The 20078-nt window shown below is 66.2% G+C and carries 18 protein-coding genes and 2 tRNA genes; 8 read left to right on the forward strand and 12 right to left on the reverse strand.

Annotated elements, in window-relative coordinates:
- Positions 1-44 precede the first annotated feature (44 nt).
- Positions 45-590, reverse strand: coding sequence for a peptidylprolyl isomerase (locus RF637_RS04960; protein WP_064845494.1), 546 nt, complete (start codon positions 588-590; stop codon positions 45-47).
- Positions 591-757: 167 nt separating this feature from the next.
- On the opposite strand from RF637_RS04960, the gene RF637_RS04965 reads away from it, so the two are divergent.
- Positions 758-1663 carry a hypothetical protein gene (locus tag RF637_RS04965; RefSeq protein ID WP_098053827.1) on the forward strand — a complete coding sequence of 302 codons (906 nt, stop codon included), beginning with the start codon at positions 758-760 and terminating at the stop codon, positions 1661-1663.
- Between the two features lie 204 nt (positions 1664-1867).
- Here the strand turns inward: RF637_RS04965 and RF637_RS04970 are convergent, their stop codons facing one another.
- The 11 genes from RF637_RS04970 to dnaA all read right to left on the reverse strand — a co-directional run bounded on the left by RF637_RS04970 (position 1868) and on the right by dnaA (position 14673).
- On the reverse strand, positions 1868-3163 hold the full coding sequence (locus tag RF637_RS04970; RefSeq protein WP_368844296.1) for an Nramp family divalent metal transporter: 1296 nt from the start codon (positions 3161-3163) through the stop codon (positions 1868-1870).
- Between the two features lie 262 nt (positions 3164-3425).
- A tRNA-Ala gene (locus RF637_RS04975) sits at positions 3426-3498 on the reverse strand.
- A gap of 53 nt (positions 3499-3551) precedes the next feature.
- Positions 3552-3674 (reverse strand): hypothetical protein, encoded by a 123-nt coding sequence (locus tag RF637_RS04980; protein ID WP_255359867.1) that lies wholly within the window; start codon positions 3672-3674, stop codon positions 3552-3554.
- A 49-nt stretch (positions 3675-3723) separates the two neighbouring features.
- Positions 3724-3797: transfer RNA gene (locus RF637_RS04985), tRNA-Ile, on the reverse strand.
- A gap of 92 nt (positions 3798-3889) precedes the next feature.
- Positions 3890-4372, reverse strand: coding sequence for a DUF3566 domain-containing protein (locus RF637_RS04990; protein ID WP_035962792.1), 483 nt, complete (start codon positions 4370-4372; stop codon positions 3890-3892).
- The gene (gene gyrA, locus RF637_RS04995) at positions 4369-7095 is read right to left on the reverse strand and encodes a DNA gyrase subunit A (protein ID WP_367403080.1); all 2727 of its coding nucleotides are present in this window, start codon (positions 7093-7095) and stop codon (positions 4369-4371) included. Before gyrA ends, RF637_RS04990 begins: the two co-directional genes overlap by 4 nt.
- A gap of 74 nt (positions 7096-7169) precedes the next feature.
- Positions 7170-9239 (reverse strand): DNA topoisomerase (ATP-hydrolyzing) subunit B, encoded by a 2070-nt coding sequence (gene gyrB / locus RF637_RS05000; RefSeq protein ID WP_085107213.1) that lies wholly within the window; start codon positions 9237-9239, stop codon positions 7170-7172.
- A gap of 239 nt (positions 9240-9478) precedes the next feature.
- Entirely contained in the window at positions 9479-10072 is a 594-nt protein-coding gene (locus RF637_RS05005; RefSeq protein ID WP_064845489.1) for a DUF721 domain-containing protein, read from the reverse strand.
- Positions 10069-11316: a DNA replication/repair protein RecF gene (gene recF / locus RF637_RS05010; protein ID WP_368844297.1), complete on the reverse strand. Its 1248-nt coding sequence runs from the start codon at positions 11314-11316 to the stop codon at positions 10069-10071. The genes RF637_RS05005 and recF overlap by 4 nt, the downstream gene beginning before the upstream one ends.
- 4 nt (positions 11317-11320) lie before the next feature.
- Positions 11321-12445, reverse strand: coding sequence for a DNA polymerase III subunit beta (gene dnaN / locus RF637_RS05015; RefSeq protein WP_368844298.1), 1125 nt, complete (start codon positions 12443-12445; stop codon positions 11321-11323).
- 599 nt (positions 12446-13044) lie between these two features.
- Positions 13045-14673, reverse strand: a complete 1629-nt coding sequence (gene dnaA, locus RF637_RS05020) for a chromosomal replication initiator protein DnaA (RefSeq protein WP_131332065.1) — start codon at positions 14671-14673, stop codon at positions 13045-13047.
- Positions 14674-15131: 458 nt separating this feature from the next.
- Here dnaA and rpmH point away from each other — a divergent pair, with 458 nt between their 5' ends.
- From rpmH to RF637_RS05055, 7 genes are all read left to right on the forward strand, one after another.
- Positions 15132-15269: a 50S ribosomal protein L34 gene (rpmH, locus tag RF637_RS05025; RefSeq protein ID WP_035962803.1), complete on the forward strand. Its 138-nt coding sequence runs from the start codon at positions 15132-15134 to the stop codon at positions 15267-15269.
- 28 nt (positions 15270-15297) lie between these two features.
- Positions 15298-15639: a ribonuclease P protein component gene (gene rnpA, locus RF637_RS05030; RefSeq protein ID WP_035962805.1), complete on the forward strand. Its 342-nt coding sequence runs from the start codon at positions 15298-15300 to the stop codon at positions 15637-15639.
- A gap of 67 nt (positions 15640-15706) precedes the next feature.
- A complete protein-coding gene (yidD, locus tag RF637_RS05035; protein WP_064845486.1) occupies positions 15707-16144 on the forward strand; it encodes a membrane protein insertion efficiency factor YidD in 438 nt (145 codons plus the stop codon).
- Positions 16141-17121 carry a membrane protein insertase YidC gene (gene yidC, locus RF637_RS05040; protein ID WP_368844299.1) on the forward strand — a complete coding sequence of 327 codons (981 nt, stop codon included), beginning with the start codon at positions 16141-16143 and terminating at the stop codon, positions 17119-17121. The genes yidD and yidC overlap by 4 nt, the downstream gene beginning before the upstream one ends.
- A 13-nt stretch (positions 17122-17134) precedes the next feature.
- Positions 17135-17677, forward strand: coding sequence for a protein jag (locus RF637_RS05045; protein WP_368844300.1), 543 nt, complete (start codon positions 17135-17137; stop codon positions 17675-17677).
- A 137-nt stretch (positions 17678-17814) separates the two neighbouring features.
- Complete coding sequence (rsmG, locus tag RF637_RS05050; protein ID WP_260850520.1) at positions 17815-18405, forward strand: 16S rRNA (guanine(527)-N(7))-methyltransferase RsmG; 591 nt, start codon at positions 17815-17817, stop codon at positions 18403-18405.
- A gap of 261 nt (positions 18406-18666) precedes the next feature.
- Entirely contained in the window at positions 18667-19527 is an 861-nt protein-coding gene (locus tag RF637_RS05055) for a ParA family protein (RefSeq protein ID WP_342358290.1), read from the forward strand.
- Positions 19528-20078 lie beyond the last annotated feature (551 nt).

The following is a 20078-nucleotide window of genomic DNA, read 5'->3' on the forward strand; positions in this document are numbered from 1 at the left end:
CCCGGGGACCGGGTGGGCTTCGTGCCGGGCGTGAAAGCTGCGGGTCAGAGCTTCTCGATGTCGATGGAGGTGATCACGCAGTCCTCCACGGGGCGGTCCTGGCCGCCGGTGCGCACGTTGTTGAGCTCGTCCACGACCTTCTTGGACTCGTCGTCCGCGACCTCACCGAAGATGGTGTGCTTGCCCTGCAGCCACGTGGTGGGCGCGGTGGTGATGAAGAACTGGGAGCCGTTGGTGCCGCGGCCGTTGCGGGTACCGGCGTTGGCCATGGCCAGCATGTACGGGGCGTTGAAGTTCAGTTCGGGGCTGATCTCGTCGTCGAAGTTGTAGCCCGGGCCACCGATGCCCTGGCCCAGCGGGTCCCCGCCCTGGATCATGAAGTCCTTGATGATGCGGTGGAAGACGACGTCCTTGTAGAGCGGACCGTTCTGCTTCTCACCCGTGCGGGGGTCCGCCCATTCCTGGGTGCCGTCCGAGAGACCCACGAAGTTCTTGACCGTCTTGGGCGCGTGGTTGCCGAAAAGGTCCACCACGATGTCCCCGTGGTTGGTGTGGATGGTGGCCTTGTGCGTGGCGATAGCGGAAGTCATGATTCACATTGTGGCACGGCGTCCTCGGGGCCGACAGAACGCTCCCGAGGTGTTCAGCGCACAGTGAAAAGGGCTGGGGTGTCGCTTTTCCCCGGGAATCCCGGGGTTGTCAGACCGTATGCTGAAGGTGGAGATTTTTACGGTCACCACTGTAGGAGGGACACACAATGAGCTTGTTCAAGAGCAAGGCCCAGAAGCAGACCGAGCACGCCCGGAAGAACGCCGAGTCCAAGGTCGTCAGCGCTGGGGACTGGCTCTCCAGCGAGATCGGTGAGCTCGGGGAGAAGCTGCAGCACGGCGTGCAGGCGGGTGCGTCCGCCCTCGCGAGCGGTGTGGAGGCCACGGGTCCCTACGTCCAGGACGGTCTGGGCAAGGCGCAGAACCTCGGTGAGGACATCAAGCACCGCGGCGAGAAGGCCAAGGCCGCCGGTGCCGCTGCCGCCGCCCCCATGGCCGCGAAGGCCGCCAAAAAGACCGCCGAGGGCCGTGCCGTGGCGCAGGACAAATACTCCGGCGCCGTGGCCGCGCTGGCCTCCAAGGTCGCCCACGCGGACACCTCGGACCAGTTCGACGCCCTCGTGGCCAAGCTGACTGGTGACAAGAAGACCGTCAAGCGCATCCAGAAGGCCGCGAAGAACTCGGCCAAGGAATACGCCAAGCAGCAGAAGAAGGCCCAGGGTGGCCACAAGGGTCTGCTGCTCCTCGGTCTCCTCGCCGCCGGTGGCGTGGCCGGTGTGGCCGCGTGGCGCGCGTCCCGCCCGGTGCAGGACCCCTGGAAGACCCCCGTCACGGCCTCCCCGCGTGTATCGGCTTCCCCGGTCAACACGAACTCCACGGTCGCCGCCGGCACCGGTGTGAAGGTGGACGACGTCAAGGACCCCACCTCCTCCGCCCAGAAGGCGGGCACCGCGTCCCAGGCCGCCCACCGCGCCTCGGACAGCGTGAAGTCCGTGGCCGAGGACGCCAAGCAGACCGTGAACGAGGTCAAGGAGCAGATCAAGGGCTCCAAGACGGACGACATGGGCACCCCGGACAACCGCTCCAAGCACAACCCGGGCGATCCCAAGCACTGAGCCGGTTCTCGCGCGTCGACCGCGCGTGACCCGCACGACGACGACGGCGCCGCATCCCTTCGGGGGTGCGGCGCCGTCGTCGTACCGGAATGAACACACGAACCCGTGCGTGGCGAGCGCACGGGCTACATGGAAGGAACGCATGAGTCGTTCGCTGCGAACGCACGGGCCGCGCCGGGAGACCCGCGGCCCGTGCGGTGGGACTCAGGAGAAGATGTTGGAGACCGTGTCCCACATCTGGTAGACGCCCAGGATGATGAACAGCACGGCGCAGACCACCAGGACCGCGTTGGTGAACACACCGTTGCGCCAGCGCTTGGGCGTGCGGGACGTGTTGAGCAGTCCCAGCAGCGTGACCGCCAGGAACGGCATGAACAGTGCCCCGAGCACGCCGTAGAGCAGGATGAGGAACACGGGCCGGTCCAACAGGAGCAGGAGCATGGGCGGGAACGTGAGCCACAGCAGGTAGAACTTGAAGTACTTCCCGCCGTTGCGGGTGTCCGGATGGCCGCTGGGCTTCTTGCGGATGTTGCCCCAGTAGTCCGCGAACATGAGGGACACCCCGGACCACACACCCACCACGGAGGAGAACGAGGCCGCCCAGAACCCCACGAGGAACGCGATGCCGATGACGTCCCCGTAGCGGTCGCGCAGCACCCGGTCCAGGTCCAGCAGGCCCTTGTCCCCGGCGCTGATGGCGTAGCCGGCGGAGTAGAGGACCTCGGCACCCACCACGAGCATTGCGAGCACGAAGATACCGGTCACGGTGTAGGCCACGGTGTTGTCGAGCTGCATCACGCGCATCCACCGCGGTTGGTGCCAGCCCTTCTCCCGCAGCCAGTAACCGTAAGCCGCGAGGGTGATCGTGCCGCCCACGCCGCCGGCCAACGCGAGCGTGTAGACCACACCGCCCTGCGGGATCACGGGGATCAGCCCGGTAAGCATCTGAGGGATATTGGGCAGGGTGATGATCGCGAGCCCCACCATGACCAGGAACATGATCCCCACCATGGCCGCGGTGATCTTCTCGATCACCGCGTAGCGCCCCGCCCACACGATCACGAACCCGATCAGGCCCATGAGGATGGCCCACGCCCACAGGGGCAGGATGGGGAACAGCGCGGCGAGCGGCAGGGCGGAGGAGGACATGGCCGTGGCGCCGTACACGAATCCCCAGATCAGGATGTACGGACCGAAGTACCAGGACGTCCACCGGCCCAGGGAGCGCCAACCCTCGAAAATAGTGCGCCCGCTCGCGAGCGAGTACCGACCGGCGCCCTCCACGAGCACAATCTTCATGATCGTGCCCGCGATGACCGCCCACAACAGGGTGTAGCCGTAGCGCGAGCCGGCGGTCAGCGTGGCCACCATGTCCGCGGCACCCACGCCCGTGGCCGCCACCACGAGACCGGGACCGATCAGCTGCCACCGTTTGACCTTCTCCAACGACTCATCGGGGTCGATGGACGGAAGGGGTTGCAGCGGGGTCTTGTCGCGCATCGGGGGGCTCCACACTTCGGGCATGAATCAGGTCACAGTTGTGCTCATGCAGTCTTTCACGCGGGGTGAGCCACACTCCTTCGGTGGCGAAGTATGGCTGGTGTGTCCCCGCCGGGGACCGGGGACGCGCACGCTAGGCCGGGGACAGGAGGAACCGGGCCAGGACGAACCGGATGAAAGCGGATGAGCATGGACCAGGAACAGGCCCGGCACGAAGGAACCCCCGGGGACCGGCGCTGCGGTCCCCGGGGGTTCTCGGGTGTGGAGCCTAGGAGATTCGAACTCCTGACATCCGCCTTGCAAAGGCGGCGCTCTACCAACTGAGCTAAGGCCCCGTGTTCAGTTGTGGTGCTGATCCTGCAGAACGCGGATCGCGGTACCGGGACGGTCAGTCCACGGGGTCCACGGCCGAATTCCACGCCTCTCGTTTGGCTTCCGCCTCGCGCCAGGACTTGAAGGCTGCCACGGACAAGCCGGCCAGTGCGGCCAGGGCTGCGATTCGTGCCTTCATGGGGACCCTCCGAACGAGATCATCTCGCGGTTGGCGGGAATTCGATGGGTGGGCGTACCAGGAATTGAACCTGGGACCTCTTCGTTATCAGCGAAGCGCTCTAACCGTCTGAGCTATACGCCCTCAGCGTGCACCGCCAGAATCGTCCTCTGATCGGCCACGCCAAGACTTTACCGGAGTTTCATCCGCCGCACAAAATCGGGCGGACCGCGGGATCAGTCGTCGGTCAGGGTCACCCCGATGCCCCCGATCAGGGACGCCGCGATGTTGTACACGAGCGCCCCGAGCACGGACAGCACGGTCAGCAGGATGACGTTGACCACGGAGATGATCGTGGCGAACAGGGCCACGTTGCCGAGCGAGAGGAACCGCTTGATGTCCGCTCCCCCGGCGCTGCCGCCGAGCATGGACAGCAGTTCGTTGATCCCGTCGAACAACCCGGTGAGGCTCAGCACGATCCACAGCACCAGGGACGCCACGACCGTGATGATCCCGAGCGCCACGGAGAGCAGGAAGGCCAGCTTGAGCACGGACCACGTGTCCACCTTGGACACCACGAGCCGTGCGCGGCGCACCTTGGCCCGGGGGGCGGGTCGCACGAGTCCCTTGCCGGAGCTCTTGGCGCTCTGCGGGGACGGCTTCTGGGGGGAAGAAGTCTTCACGGGCTGGCCCGCCTTCGAGGCTGAGCTCGCGCTCATGCGTCACCTCCGTTGTCGTTGTGCTCCAACGCTACTGCATCGTCGTCACCGACCGGCGCAGCGGCGTCGGCACCGTCCTGGCCCGCGGGGACGTCCGCGGTCGTGGCTTCGGGGGAGTCCATCGTAGAGCCGGGGGCGACGTCGCTCGGCCCGGTGGCCTCGGCGGCATCCTCCTCCGCGACCTCCTTCTCGATCTCCCGCTCGGCGTTGCGGGCGACCCCCACGATAGCGTCGTTGGGACCCGGCTTGGCGAAGATCACACCCATCGTGTCACGGCCGCGGGCGGGGACCTCGCTCACGTTGGAGCGCACGACCTTGCCGCTCTCCATGACCACGAGCACCTCGTCGTTCTCGCCCACGATCAGCCCGCCCACCTGGCCACCGCGGACCTCGGCGAGTTTGGCAACCTTGATGCCCAGGCCACCGCGGCCCTGCACGCGGTACTCCTGGACGCTCGTGCGCTTGGCGTAGCCGCCCTCGGTCACCACGAACACGTAGGAGTCGTCGCTGACCACGTTGGCGGAGAGCAACTCGTCCCCGGGGCGGAACTTCATGCCCGTGACACCGGAGGTCGCGCGACCCATGGGGCGCAGGGCGTCGTCGTCAGCGGTGAACCGCAGGGACTGGCCCAGGCGCGAGATCAGCATGACGTCGTCGTCGGTGTTCACGAGCATGGCCGAGACCAACTCGTCGTTCTCGCGCAGGTTGATCGCGATCACGCCCGCGGAACGATTGGTGTCGTAGTCCGTGAGCCGCGACTTCTTGATCAACCCGTTGCGGGTCGCGAGCACGAGGTACGGGGCGTCCTGGTAGGAGTGCAGCTCCATGACCTGGGCGATGCGTTCCTCGGGCTGGAACTCCATGAGGTTGGCCACGTGCTGGCCCTTTGCGTCCCGGCCGGCCTCCACGAACTCGTAGGCCTTGACGCGGTAGACGCGCCCGAGGGTCGTGAAGAACAGGATCCAGTTGTGGGTGCTCGTCACGAAGAAGTGCTCCACGACGTCGTCGCCGCGCAACTGCGCGCCCTTGATGCCGCGGCCACCTCGGTGCTGGGCGCGGTACTCGTCCGCGCGGGTTCGCTTGACATAGCCGTCGCGCGTGATGGTCACGACCACCTGCTCCTGCGGGATGAGGTCCTCCATGGAGACGTCCCCGTCGAAGCCGTAGAGCACCTCGGTGCGGCGGTCGTCACCGTAGTGGTCCACGATGCCTTGCAGTTCCTCCGAGATGATTTCGCGCTGACGCTCCTCGGACGCGATGATCGACTCGTACTCGGCGATCAACCGCTGCAGCTCGGCGTGCCGGTCCTGGATCTTCTGCCGTTCGAGCGCGGCCAGGCGGCGCAACTGCATGTTGAGGATCGCCTGGGCCTGGGCCTCGTCGATCTCGAGCAGCTCCATGAGCCCGGTGCGTGCCTGCTCCACGGTGGGCGAGCGCCGGATCAGGGCAATGACCTCGTCCAGGGCGTCCAGGGCCTTGAGCAGGCCGATCAGGATGTGCGCTTCCTCCTGCGCCTGCTTGAGGCGGTACGTGGTGCGCCGGACGATGACTTCCATCTGGTGGGTGACCCAGTGGTGCACGAACGCGTCCAGGGACAGCGTCCGGGGCACCCCGTCCACGAGCGCGAGCATGTTCGCGGAGAAGTTCTCCTGCAACTGCGTGTGCTTGTAGAGGTTGTTGAGCACGACCTTGGGTACGGCGTCCCGCTTGAGCACGATCACCAACCGCTGACCCGTGCGCCCCGAGGTCTCGTCGCGCATGTCGGCGATGCCCTGGACCCGCCCTTCCTTGACGAGGTCCGCGATCTTGATGGCCAGGTTGTCCGGGTTGACCTGGTACGGCAGCTCCGTGACCACGAGGCACGTGCGGTTGTGGATTTCCTCCACACTGACCACCGCGCGCTGCGTGATGGAACCACGACCGGTGCGGTAGGCCTGTTCGATGCCCTTGTGGCCGAGGATCTGCGCCCCGGAGGGGAAGTCCGGACCCTTGATCCGCTTGATGAGTTCCTCGAGCAGGGTCTCGCGGTCCACGTGCGGGTTCTTGAGGTACCACTGCACGCCGTCCGCGACCTCGCGCAGGTTGTGCGGGGGGATGTTGGTGGCCATGCCCACCGCGATGCCGGAGGAGCCGTTGACCAGCAGGTTGGGGAACCGCGCGGGCAGCACCACGGGTTCCTGCTGCTTGCCGTCGTAGTTGTCCTGGAAGTCCACGGTGTCCTCGTGGATGTCCTGGACCATCTCCATGGCCAGAGGCGCCATCTTGGTCTCGGTGTACCGGGGGGCCGCGGCGCCGTCGTTACCGGGGGAACCGAAGTTGCCCTGCCCCAGCGCCAGTGGGTAGCGCATGATCCAGTCCTGGATCAGTCGCACCAGGGCGTCGTAGATCGCGGAGTCACCGTGCGGGTGGTAGTTGCCCATCACGTCGCCCACCACGCGCGCGCACTTGTTGAACGACCGATCGGGGCGGTAACCGCCGTCGTACATCGTGTAGAGCACCCGCCGGTGCACGGGCTTGAGACCGTCCCGCACGTCCGGCAGCGCGCGCCCCACAATCACCGCCATGGCGTAGTCCAGGTAGGAGCGCTGCATCTCCGTCTGGAGATCGATCTGCTCCACGCGGTCGCCCGTGATCGCCACCTCGTCGGTCACGACGCCGTCGCCGGCCTCGGGTGCGTCCTGCGGGTCCACGGGGCCGTTGCCGTCCTGCGTCTCGTCACTCATGGGTTGCTGTTTCCTTCTCTCGTCCCCGGGATCATCGTTCATACTCGCGCCGGAATATTCCGGGCGTCACATGCTCAGATGTCCAGGAAGCGGATGTCTTTCGCGTTCTGCTGGATGAACTCGCGGCGGGACTCCACGTCCTCGCCCATGAGGACCGAGAACACCTGGTCCGCCGCGGCGGCGTCGTCCATGGTGACCTGCAGCAGCGTGCGGTGCTCCGGGTCCATGGTGGTCTCCCACAGCTCGGTGTAGTCCATCTCGCCCAGACCCTTGTAACGCTGGATGCCGTTGTCCTTGGGCAGCCGGCGGTTCTCCGCCAGCCCCTTGGCCAGGGCGGCATCGCGCTCGGCGTCCGAGAACACGTAGTCGTGCGGCGCGTTGGACCACTTGATGCGATACAGCGGCGGCTGCGCGAGGTACACGTACCCGTGCTCGATGAGCGGACGCATGAACCGGAACAGCAGCGTGAGCAACAGGGTGGTGATGTGCTGACCGTCCACGTCCGCGTCCGCCATGAGCACGATCTTGTGGTAGCGGGCCTTCTCGATGTCGAAGTCGTCACCGATCCCCGCGCCGAAGGCTGTGATCATGGACTGCACTTCCGCGTTGGACAGCGCCCGGTCCAACCGGGCCCGCTCCACGTTGAGGATCTTCCCGCGCAGCGGCAGGATCGCCTGGTGCGCGGGATCGCGGCCCTGCACGGCGGAACCACCCGCGGAGTCACCCTCCACGATGTAGATCTCGGAGACCGTGGGGTCCTTGGACGAGCAGTCCTTGAGTTTGCCCGGCATGCCCCCGGACTCCAGCAGGCCCTTGCGTCGTGTGGTCTCGCGTGCCTTGCGCGCGGCCAACCGCGCCTGGGACGCGTAGATCGCCTTGCGGATGATGTCCTTGGCGGGGTTGGGGTTGCGCTCCAACCACGCCCCGAACAAGTCGAACATCTCGCGCTGAACGAAGGTCTTGGCCTCCGAGTTGCCCAGCTTGGTCTTGGTCTGCCCCTCGAACTGGGGTTCCGCGAGCTTGATCGAGATCACCGCGGTGAGCCCCTCGCGCACGTCCTCGCCCGTGAGGTTGTCGTCCTTGTCGCGCAGCAGCCTGTTCTCCCGCGCGTAGCGGTTGATGAGCGTGGTCAGCGCGGTGCGGAAGCCCTCCTCGTGGGTGCCGCCCTCGTGGGTGTTGATGGTGTTGGCGTACGTGTGCACGGACTCGTTGAACGCCGTGGTCCACTGCATGGCCAGCTCCAGGGACATCTTCTTGTCCGGGTCGTCCACCTCGAGCGAGATGACGTCGTCGTGGATCAGATCGACCTTCTTGGCCGAATTCAGGAACGTGACGTAGTCCAGCAGCCCGTGCTCGTAGCAGTAGACCACCCGGCGGGCGCCCGCGTGGGCGTGGACAGCGGCGTCGTCCGCGCCGACCGTCCCTCCGTCCTGTCCCTCGACCGGACCGGAGGCGTCCACGGGGGACTCCCCCGCGATCTCCTCGCCGGTCTCGTCCGTGACACGCTCGTCCGTGAGCGTGATCCGCAGACCCTTGTTGAGGAACGCCATCTGCTGGAACCGCGCCCGCAGGGTCTCGAAATCGAAATCCACGGTCTCGAAGATCTCGGGGTCCGGGTAGAAGACCTGGGTGGTCCCGGTCTCGTCCGTCTGCTCGCCGCGTTCGAGCTCACCCTGGGGGTGGCCGCCGTTCGCGAAGCTCATCCGCCAGACGTAGCCCTGCCGGCGGACCTCGGTGTCCACACGCCGGGACAGGGCGTTGACCACCGAGATGCCCACGCCGTGCAGACCGCCGGACACGGCGTAGCCACCGCCGCCGAACTTGCCGCCGGCGTGCAGGATGGTCATCACGACCTCCACGGTGGGCTTGCCCTCCGTGGGGTGCATGTCCACCGGGATGCCGCGGCCGTTGTCGCTCACGCGCACGCCGCCGTCCGACTGGAGGGTCACCTCGATGTGGTCGCAGTACCCCGCGAGCGCCTCGTCCACGGAGTTGTCGACCACCTCGTAGACCAGGTGGTGCAGGCCGCGGGGGCCAGTGGAACCGATGTACATCCCCGGGCGCTTCCTGACCGCCTCGAGGCCTTCCAGAACGGTGATGTCGCTCGCGCCGTACTCGTGCTGTAGGGGATCCTCTGTAGCCACGGGGTCTCCGGTCCTCCTGCGTAATCGATGGCGATCATCACCCGACCCATATGAATACAGCCGATGAGACGGCTCGCGGCTCATCGGCTGGCGGGACGGGAAGATCTTTGGCTTCCCATTCTACCGCATGAAGCGCTGGACGGCCCGCAGACGCCCCGGAGCCCCGCCGCGCTGGGTGGACCCATTTTCGGGGTGCGGTGCGCCTCGCGCGCTTCTGGCGCGTTTTTGACGATTTCAGCTCACCCGTAGGTGTCCCGCGGCCCCCTGCCCTGCACCGACCAGCGCCCCCGTTTCCAGCTCGGCCCCACGGGACCGTGGATCTCGAGCCGCGTGACGATCCCCTCCCCCAGCTTGTCCGAGAACTTCCTGATGATCTGGGGTTGGATCAACCGCAGCTGGGTCGCGTAGGCCGTGGAGTCGCAGCGCACGCGCACCACGGTGTCCTCGAAACTCTCGGGCCACGTGTGCTCAGCGTTGCGCGCCCCCACGAGGGATGGCCAGTCCGCGAGCACACTGCTCACGTTCACGGGCGTCTTCCAGCCCCTGTGGGTCATCAGCGCGTCCACCACGGTGGACAGCGCTCGGGGGTCCCGCGCGGAACGCCCCGGTCCCGAGAAGCCCCCGAGCTGCCGCGGATCCACGCCGTAGCGGTCCCGCGCGCGCAATGCCGGGGAGCCCGTTCCCTCCTCCATGGCCGTGCCGAAGGCGCGCATGTTCTTGGCCGCGGCCGCCTTGGACAGGGGCGTGTCCCCGCGGTCGCGGGCGGCCTTCCGGGCCCGTTGCAGGGCCACGGCCGCCGCGTCCACGACGTCGCGATGCACGGGCTCGCTCACGGCTGCTCCGCCTGGGGAGCGTTCTGGTTCCCGCCGGACCCGGGCTCGGGTCCGGACTCGGGCTCGGGCTCGGCCGACGACGCCGCGCGGTTCCATACCGCCCCCGGCTCTACCTCGATCACCGTGGGCGAGTCCTCGAGCAGCGCCGCGGGTAGGTCCTCGTCCACCGCGGCGGTTACGAGCACCTGCTCGGCCTGCCGCACGAGCTCGGCCAGGCGGCGTCGACGGCGCGCGTCCAGTTCCGCGAACACGTCGTCCAGGATCAGCACGGGCGCCGAACCCCGGGCCGGATCGTCGGCGAGGTGGACATACCACGAGCCCAGGCGGAGGGCCAGGGCCGTGGACCAGGTCTCCCCGTGGGACGCGTAGCCCCTGGCGGGGGTGTCGCCCAGCCGGATCACGAGGTCGTCCCGATGCGGTCCCACCAGGGTGATCCCGCGATCCCGCTCATGACGTGCCATGCGCTCGAAGGCATTCATCATGAGCTCGTAGAGGTCCGTGACCGAGAAGTGTTCGAGCGCTTCCTGATCGGCACCGGGTGCCACGGACGAGCTCTCGTAGCCCAGGGACACGTGCTTGGGTCCGTCCGTGAGCTGTTGGTATGCCCGGTCCACCTCGGGCTCCAAAGCCTTGAGCAACTGCAACCGCGCACCCATCACGGCCGCGCCGGCGCGCGCGAGCTGGTCGTTCCACACCGCGAGCGTCGCACGATCCGAGTCCGAGAACCCCCGGGAGCGCCGCGCCGATTTCAGCAGGGCGTTGCGCTGCTTCAGCGCCCGGTCGTAGTCCGAGCGCGCGGCACCGAGCACCGGCCGCATGGCCGTGGCGAGATCGTCCAGAAACCGCCGCCGGTGGGATGGATCCCCCTTGACCAGGGTCAGGTCCTCCGGGGAGAACAACACGGTGTGCAGGGTCCCCAGGGCCTCACGGGCGCGGACCGGGGCCGCCCGGTTGATCCGCACGCGATTGGCCCGCGCGGCGTTGAGTTCGTACTCGAGGACCGTGCGCTGTCCCCCGCGGTTGACGCGTACCCGGATGATCGCCTGGTCCGATCCCGTGGTGATGAGCGGTCCGTTGCCCGACACGCGGTGGGAGCCCAGGGTCGCGGCCCAGTCGATCGCCTCCACGATGTTGGTCTTGCCCACACCGTTGGGTCCCACGAACACCGTGAGACCCGGGGCAAGTGGGAGGTCCAGACCGGGGTAGGTCCGGAAGTTGGCGAGCGACAGGTGGTCTATGAACACACGATCACTGGTTGGGCAGACGCACCGGCATGAGCAGGTACTTGTAGTCCACGCTGTCCTCGCCGTCGGGCTTGCTCTGGGCCGAGAGCACGGCCGGCTTCGGAGGGGCCGTGAACGAGAACCGGACGTAGTCGGAGTCGAACGCGTGCAGTCCCTCGGAGAGGTAGGTGGGGTTGAAGGCCACGGTGATGTCGTCCCCGTTGAGCTGGGCGTCCAGAATTTCGGACGCCTGGGCGTCCTCCCCGGTTCCCGCGTCGAGCGCGACCCGGGACTCGCTGAACGCGAGCCGCACGGGGGTGTTGCGTTCGGCTACGAGGGACACGCGGCGCACCGCTTCCACGAGTTCCGAGGTCTTCACCACGGCGGTGATCGGTGTGTGATCCGGGAACAGCGAGCGGATCTTGGGGTACTCGCCGTCGATCAGCAGGCTCGTGGTGCGTCGTCCGCCGGATTCGAATCCCACGAGTTCCGTGTTCTGAGCGAGCGCGATGTTCACGTCCCCGGAGGATCCCAAGGTCTTGGCGATGTCGTTGAGCGTCTTGGCCTTGATCAGGGCCGCCGTGGAGATCGTGGGATCGGAGGGCCGCCAGGTCAGTTCCCGCATGGCCAGCCGGTAACGGTCGGTGGCCAGCAGGGTCATCTTCTCGCCCTCGATCTCTATGCGGATGCCCGTGAGGATCGGCAGAGTGTCGTCCTTGGACGCCGCGATGTTGACCTGTGCCACGGCGTGCGCGAACTCGTCCCCGGCCACGACGCCGGACAGGTCCGGCAGTCCGGGCAGCTGGGGATAGTCGTCCACGGGCATGGCCGCGAGGTTGAATTTGGCGGAACGGCACGTGAGGGTGACCTTGCCGCCGTCGGCCTCGAGCTGCACGGGAGCGGAGGGCAGCGAGCGGCAGATGTCCGCGAGCAGACGGCCGGAGACCAGGGTGGTGCCCTCCTCGAGGACGTCCGCGCTGATGGTCAGGCGCGCGGAGATCTCGTAGTCGAAGCTTGCGATGGACAGCGAACCGTTCTCCGCCTTGATGAGTAGTCCGGACAACAGGGGGACGGGAGGCCGCGGTGACAGCGAACGGGCAGTCCAGGTGACTGCTTCAGCCAGTACGTCGCGCTCGACCGAGAACTTCACGGGGTGCCCCTCTTTGGTTTGGAACCGAAGTGTTTTGTCTGCATGGTATCCGGCCGCGGGGACGTCATCCGAACCCCCGGATCGTCGGGTTCGGACAGGAACCGCCCGTGGCGGTTCCTGGATTCTTGTAATTACAGAGATCCCGGGGACCCGTTCGGTCAGGGAGGACCGGATTTTTGTTATTCGGTCGATCTTTTCTTAAGGGGTAGAAGTGTTAATAACCCCTGTGGACTCTGTGGATAACTGCCTGTTCCTCAGGAATCTCGCGGTTCGGGGGTGTTGATCCGGTGTGCAAGATTGTGGATTGCCTTGTGCGTGCCGAGTGCACAACTTCCGCGTGATTCCGCGGATTCCACAGGCTCGCCCACCGATGCGCGGCGGTTGTCCACCGCCTGCTCTGCGTTGTCCACAGATTTTTCCACACGGGCCTGAACAGGACTGTGCACAGCGCGTCCACACCCCCGAATTTTCCTGTGCACCGTGGGCGGCGAAAGCAGTGGATCCGCGGGCTCGGCCTGTGGACGAATCACAAGAAGAACGGGCCCCCGGAACCGTGTTCCGAGGGCCCGTCTCCGGGTATCGCGTGATCGGGGCGGGTCTTAGCCCTCGCGCGATTGTTGTTTGATCCGGTTGGTCAGCTCCGTGACCTGATCGAAGATCTGCCGGCGTTCGGCCATGAGCGTGCGGATCTTACGGTCCGCGTGCATGACCGTGGTGTGGTCCCGCCCGCCCAGTTCCTGACCGATCTTGGGCAGGGACATGTCCGTGAGTTCCCGCAACAGGTACATGCCGATCTGGCGCGCGGTCACCAGGGTGCGCGTGCGGGACTTGGACTTCAGCTCGTCCAGGGTGATGTTGAAGAACGCGGCGGTCTGCCCCAGGATCGAGGCCGCGGTGATCTCCTGTCCCCCGTCGTCGGTGATCAGATCCTTCAGCACGAGCTCTGCGAGCGGGAGATCCACCGGTTGCTTGTTGAGGGACGCGAAAGCCGTGACCCGGATCAACGCCCCTTCCAGTTCGCGGATGTTGGTGGAGATGTGGGAGGCGATGTACTCCATAACATCGTCCGGGGCGTCCATCCCCTCGCTGATCGCCTTCTTGCGCAGGATCGCGATCCGGGTCTCGAGCTCGGGCGGCTGCACGTCCGTGATCAGTCCCCACTCGAAGCGGGAGCGCATCCGCTCGGCGAATCCCGTGAGCTGTTTGGGCGGCATGTCCGAGGTGATCACGATCTGCTTCTCGTGATTGTGCAGCGCGTTGAAGGTGTGGAAGAACTCCTCCTGCGTGTGCTCTTTGCCCGCGAGGAACTGGATGTCATCGATCAGCAGCAGGTCCACGTTGCGGTAGATGCCCTTGAAAGACGAGCCCTCGTCGTCGCGGATGGAGTTGATGAAGTCGTTGGTGAACTCCTCCGAGTTCACGTACCGCACGCGCAGTTTGGGGTAGAGCCGCTTGGCATAGTGCCCGATCGCGTGCAGCAGGTGGGTCTTGCCGAGACCCGAATCCCCGTAGATGAACAGCGGGTTATATGCCTTGGCGGGGGTCTCTGCGACCGCGAAGGCTGCGGCGTGGGCGAACCGGTTCGACTGGCCGATCACGAAGGAGTCGAAGACGTACTTGGGGTTCAGTCGGGCGGAACTGTCCCATTCCGAATCCGCCGGGCTGGTGTCCGAACCGTTGCCGGTGCTGAGCACCTCGCGCTGTTGCGGCACCGGGGGCGCGGCTTCGGGTAGGCGGCGCGGGGGCAGATCGTCGTACTCGCCGGCGCCGTCGCCGGGCTCGGTGGTTGCCAGGCCGGCCGGGGAGCGCGGGACGCTCTCGCCCGACGGCGCATCGCGGCCGGGAGCGGGCTGGAAGGACCCGGGCGTACGTTCGGCTTCGAGCTCGTTGAGCGAGGGGATGGTGCGGTCGGAGGACCGCGCGTCGGTCGCGGCGCGCGTGGTGGGCGGCTGGACCTCGAGCTCGGGATCCACGACGAATGCCACGAGCGTGTCCGCTCCCAGGACCCGGCCCACGCTCTCGTCCAGGATCTCGGACATGGGGCGGTTCTGCAGGAATTCCCGCGTGGCCTCACTCGGGACCGCGATCAGCAGCGTGGTGCCCATCAGGCCGCGGGGTTCACACACCGCGATGGTCCCGCGTGCCCGTCCCGTGACCCGCGGGTTCTCGTTCATGACGCGGACGCACTCTGCCCATTGCTCGAGCAAAGCCCTGTTGTCCTGCTGCATGAACGACTCCTGACGTGAGATACGGGGAAGCCCCAGTTTTCCACAGACTTGTACACAGCGGTGGATAACCTCGTGGGGGCGGCCGCAAACCTCAGCCTAGAGCATGGTTCCGGGCTCGACATAGCCCGTCGGAGCCGGTGCACAGAACTACAACTGTGTAGTTCCCACCTGGGGATAACTTGCTCTGGCGGGGTGTGATCCGGCGCTTTTCCACATGCTCCCGGGGGGCGGTGTACACACTTGTGGAGGGACGCGGCCGCCCGTCTGGCAGCCCACCGGACCGCCGATCGTAGTGTGCGGCAATTTGACCGGTGTGGCCCTTTTGACTACTGTGAATCAGTCTTGTGCGTGTAGGATTGCGATTTCTGCGCGTCCGCATGCCCCCAAATACGTACCGCGTGCGTCCCCTGTGATCCGTCGCAGTTGGCGCGCCGTTGTCCAACCTCGTGGAGTGACTAATGCCCAAGCGGACTTTCCAGCCCAACAACCGCCGCCGCTCTCGCAAGCACGGCTTCCGTGCTCGCATGCGCACCCGTGCCGGCCGCGCCATCATCGGCGCCCGCCGCAGCAAGGGCCGCGCCAGCCTGTCGGCCTGACTCATCGTCAACTCGCGAGGTTCGCATCGTGCTGCCCACCAGGCATCGGATGCGGACCTCGGCGCAGTTCTCAGACACCGTACGTTCCGGCGCCCGCAGTGGCCGCCGGAACGTCGTCGTATCCGTGCGAAGCACCACGGAGCAGGCGTCCCGCGTGGGGTTCATCGTCTCCAAGGCGGTGGGCAACGCCGTGGTCAGGAACAAGGTTAAGCGCCGCCTGCGTGAACTCGCTGCCGTGACCGTCCGCGAACACCCGGCCGGGCTCGACGTCGTCGTCCGTGCTTTGCCCGCGGCCGCCGCGGCAGGGTGGGACGAACTGGGGCGTGACTACCGCGACGCCCTGCATGCCGCGCTGCGCAAGGCGCGATGACCTCCCCGTTGCGTACGCGGCGGATGCCGTAACGTTGCTTGTACAGAGTCGAGAAGGAGGCCCGCACGTGACATCACGTCCGTCTCCCGAGCAACTCCTCGCGCGCGCGCCGCACGAGTACAACCCCGGCGGTGGCCTCGTGCGCACCATGAAGCATCTTCCGCAGAATCTTTGCATCGCCCTGCTCAAGCTCTACCGCACGATTGTCTCCCCGCTGTACGGAGACGTGTGCCGGTATTTCCCCTCCTGTTCCGCATACGCGCTGGAGGCGTTCACCGTGCACGGCGCGGTGCGCGGACTGGGACTGAGCGTCAGACGTCTGCTGCGCTGCCACCCGTGGGCGGCCGGCGGGATCGATAGGGTCCCGAGCGGCGGTCGGGAGTTCCCCTCTGTGGCCTCGACCCCCAAAATCGTTCTGCTCAACCACCCGACCCTCGTGCGCGACCACGTGCACGACTGCCCGGCCCGTGACGACCACGCGGCTCAAGGAGCCAACGCTCGATGAACTTCTTCGACATCATTCTCTTCCCCTTCAGGTGGATCGTCTCCGCCGTGCTGTGGGTGTTCCACGAACTGTTCACCACCCTCGGGATGGATCCGACCTCCGGTGTCACCTGGGTGCTGTGCATCGTGGGCCTGACCCTGGTCATGCGTACACTGACCATCCCGCTGTTCCTCAAGCAGATCAAGTCCATGCGCGGCATGCAGGAACTGCAACCGGAGATGGCCAAGCTGCAGGCTAAGTACAAGGGCAAGAAGGACCAGCTCTCCCGCCAGGCCATGGCCGAGGAGCAGATGGCCCTGTACAAGGAACACGGTTCCAACCCGTTCGCGGCGTGCCTGCCGATCATCGTGCAGATGCCCATCTTCTTCGCGCTGTTCCAGGTGCTGCGTTCGGTCCCGCAGGCCGCCCAGAACGACGAGTCCATCCACGTCCTCACGCCGCAGCTGGTCCACCAGTTCAACGACTCCACGATCTTCGGCGCTCCCCTGTTCTCCACCCTGATGCAGCCGGGTGCGGGCAACCACACGGCCACCATCGTGCTGGCGATCGTCATGATCGTGGCCATGTGTGCCACGCAGTTCATCACGCAGAAGCAGCTGACCGCGCGCAACATGAGCGATGCCGCCAAGGAATCGCCCATGTACCGCCAGCAGCAGATGATGCTCTACCTGTTCCCGCTCATCTTCGCGATCGGTGGCATCAACTTCCCGCTGGGTGTGCTCATCTACTGGACAGTCTCGAACCTGTGGTCCATGGGCCAGCAGTGGTGGGTCATCCGCAACAACCCCACCAAGGGGTCCCAGGCAGAGCGTGAACTCAACGAACGCCGTGCGGCCAAGGGTCTGCCCCCGGTGGGCATGACCAAGAAGGAGCACGAGGAGAAGCTCGAGGAGCAGCGTGAACGCGCGGCGGCGGGCCAGCGTCAGCAGCCCGTGTCCAAGAAGCGCCAGAAGCAACAGGCCAAGAAGAACGGCTGAGAGGTCGCACCCGATGAACGACATCGACGAACAGCAGCAGCTGCCCTCGCAGGACGCGTCCTCCGACGCGCAGACCTCCGAGCTCTCCCCCCTCGAGGAGGAGGGTGAGATCGCCGCGGACTACATCGAAGAGCTCCTCGACACCGCGGACATCGACGGCGACATCGACATCGAGGTCCGGGACGGCCGCACGTACGTCTCCGTGGTCGCGGAGGACGGTGACGACTCCCCTCTGCGAGAGCTCGTGGGCGAGAACGGCGAGACGGTCGAGGCGCTGCAGGAACTCGCGCGGCTGTCCGTCCTCAGCGCCACGCAGCGGCGCAGCCGGTTGATCTTGGACATCGCGGGACACCGTGACGAGAGAGCCTCGGAGCTGCGCGAGATGGCGCAGGACGCCGTGGCCAAGGTCGAGTCCGAGGGCGGCAGCGTGCACCTGCCCCCGCTATCCCCGTACGAGCGCAAGATCGTCCATGACGCCGTCGCGGACGCCGGTCTGGTCTCCGAGTCCGAGGGCGACGGCGCCGGGCGCCACATCGTGGTCTCGGCGGCTCAGTGACTGTGTCGCGTTCCACCCCGCACCCCGCCGCGTCCGGGCAGGACAAGAACGGGTCGGGCGCCGAGGGCGCGTCGCGTCCCGCTCCCGAGCCCCAGCCAGCCCCCGAGCTCGGTGAGCACGAGGCCGCGGCGCGCACGATCTTCGATGACCGCCTCGACCTGGCGCGGCGCTACACGGAGCACCTGGCGTCCTCGGGCATCGTCCGTGGACTGATCGGTCCCCGTGAGGCCCCGCGATTGTGGGAACGTCACGTACTCAACTGCGCGGTGGTGGAGAGCCTGATCCCGCGGAACGCTCACGTCGCGGACGTGGGCTCGGGGGCCGGCCTTCCCGGCCTGTGCCTCGCGATCGCCCGGCCCGATCTGTCCATCACGTTGATCGAGCCGCTGGAGCGCCGTGTCGCGTGGCTCGAGGAGATTGCGGCGGATCTCGGCCTGGACAACGTCTGTGTGCTGCGGGCGCGCGCCGAACAGGCGAAGAACCAGGTGGGCCCGGTGGATGTGGTCACGGCCCGAGCCGTCTCCGCGCTCATCGGTCTGGTGGACATCACCCTGCCGCTGTTGAAGGGTTCAGGTGAGCTGCTCGCGCTCAAGGGACGCTCCGCCCAGGACGAGCTGCGCAAGGCGAGCAAGAAGTTCAATCGTTTCGGGGTTCGGTCCTCGGAGGTCGTGACCGTGGGCGAGGACCTCCTGGAGGAACCCACCACGGTGGTCCGGCTCGTGCTGTGAATCCGTCGTTGCCGGTGCGGCCTTGTCGATAAGCTACTAGGAGCACCGCACCAGTCACGGAAGGGACAGTCGATGACCGAGCCGGAACGGCCCACAGCAGGACGTACCCGTGGACACGACTTCGGATTGCCGCCTGATCCAATTTCGCAAACAAAAAAAGTTGTTCCTGATCGCGGACGCCATGTTTCACGTGAAACAGACGGTCAAGCAGGAGTGACGGCACAAGACGCGGTGGCGGATACCGCCCTGGGGAGGAAACTCGTGGAAGAGAACAAGCGCCGCGCCAAGCTCAAGAACGTGCACCTGGACCGCCCCGAGAACACGCGCTACATCACCATCAGCAATCAGAAAGGTGGTGTGGGGAAGACCAGTACGTCGGTCAACCTCGCTGTGGCGCTCGCGCAGCAGGGCCAGAACGTGATGGTCGTGGACAACGATCCGCAGGGCAACGCGTCCACCGCACTCGGGATTCCCCACGGTGCGGATGCGGACTCTGTCTATGACGTGCTCATCGACGAGGTGCCGGTGGCCGAGGTGGTCAAGGAGTCCCCCGAGGTGTCCAACCTGTGGGTCCTCCCGGCGACCATCGACCTTGCCGGTGCCGAGATCGAACTCGTGTCCGTGGTGGCTCGTGAACAGCGATTGCAGCGGGCTCTGGCGGAGTACGCGACATCGCGCGAGGAGCATGGGCTCCCCCGTCTCGACTACGTGTTCATCGACTGCCCGCCCAGCCTCGGCCTCCTCACGATTAACGCGTTCGTTGCGGCGACCGAGGTACTGATCCCCATCCAGTGCGAGTACTACGCGCTCGAAGGGCTGAGCCAGCTGCTCAACAACATCACCATGATCCAGAAGCACCTGAATCCGAAGCTCGTGGTGTCCTCCATCCTGCTGACGATGTACGACGGGCGGACCAACCTGGCGTCGCAGGTGGCCGACGAAGTTCGGCAGCACTTCCCTCGGGAGGTCATGGAGACCATGATTCCCCGGTCGGTGCGAGTCTCGGAGGCGCCGAGTTATCAGCAGAGCGTCATCACCTACGACCCCAGTTCCACCGGAGCGCTGTCGTACCTGGAGGCTGCGGCGGAACTGGCCAGCCGCGGATCCGGCGCGGCCGAGTAGGCATCTTCGATACCGCGAACGAGGCAGCCACTTTCTGCGTAGTTGCAGCTGGCGGGCGCCAGGTCGCATAACGCTGCGCTGATAGATCTTTCCATCATGACCCCGATGTTTCACGTGAAACATCGAGGTAATCGTGTGTCAGGCGCGCGGTTACCGCCGGTGAATGGGCCATACGAAGGATCCGTTCTTGACTACGATGGATACACCATCATCACCGGGAGGAATTCATCGTGGCAGAACGACGTCGTGGCCTCGGGCGCGGTTTAGGCGCTCTCATCCCGAATGGGGACGCTCAGGAGCAAACGACACCGCCAGCGGTCGACCCTAGGGAGACCGCAAGTCGTGGCAAGCAGTCCTCTCGAAGCGGCCCGACCGAGACCCCCGATCGGAGCTCGTCTCGTAAAGCCGGTACTGCCAAGGGGGTACGGGCCACCCCCCCCTTGAAGTCTGCCGACGAGAATCGTCAGGAGGCAACTCCACTCGCGACGGCGACCCCCAAGAAAACCGCGACAAAGAGCAACAAGACCGAGGCATCAGGCCCCGACGCTGAG

This window comes from Kocuria sp. CPCC 204721 (assembly GCF_040980945.1).
Lineage (GTDB): Bacteria > Actinomycetota > Actinomycetes > Actinomycetales > Micrococcaceae > Kocuria > Kocuria marina.

Excerpts from the sequence above, each read along its gene's own strand:
- rpmH (WP_035962803.1), top strand. The coding sequence starts at position 15,132 with ATGCCCAAGCGGACTTTCCAGCCCAACAACCGCCGCCGCTCTCGCAAG.
- yidC (WP_368844299.1), top strand. The coding sequence starts at position 16,141 with ATGAACTTCTTCGACATCATTCTCTTCCCCTTCAGGTGGATCGTCTCC.
- RF637_RS04970 (WP_368844296.1), bottom strand. The coding sequence starts at position 3,163 with ATGCGCGACAAGACCCCGCTGCAACCCCTTCCGTCCATCGACCCCGAT.
- RF637_RS04990 (WP_035962792.1), bottom strand. The coding sequence starts at position 4,372 with ATGAGCGCGAGCTCAGCCTCGAAGGCGGGCCAGCCCGTGAAGACTTCT.
- RF637_RS05045 (WP_368844300.1), top strand. The coding sequence starts at position 17,135 with ATGAACGACATCGACGAACAGCAGCAGCTGCCCTCGCAGGACGCGTCC.
- RF637_RS04980 (WP_255359867.1), bottom strand. The coding sequence starts at position 3,674 with ATGAAGGCACGAATCGCAGCCCTGGCCGCACTGGCCGGCTTGTCCGTG.
- RF637_RS04965 (WP_098053827.1), top strand. The coding sequence starts at position 758 with ATGAGCTTGTTCAAGAGCAAGGCCCAGAAGCAGACCGAGCACGCCCGG.
- RF637_RS04960 (WP_064845494.1), bottom strand. The coding sequence starts at position 590 with ATGACTTCCGCTATCGCCACGCACAAGGCCACCATCCACACCAACCAC.
- dnaA (WP_131332065.1), bottom strand. The coding sequence starts at position 14,673 with ATGCAGCAGGACAACAGGGCTTTGCTCGAGCAATGGGCAGAGTGCGTC.
- gyrA (WP_367403080.1), bottom strand. The coding sequence starts at position 7,095 with ATGAGTGACGAGACGCAGGACGGCAACGGCCCCGTGGACCCGCAGGAC.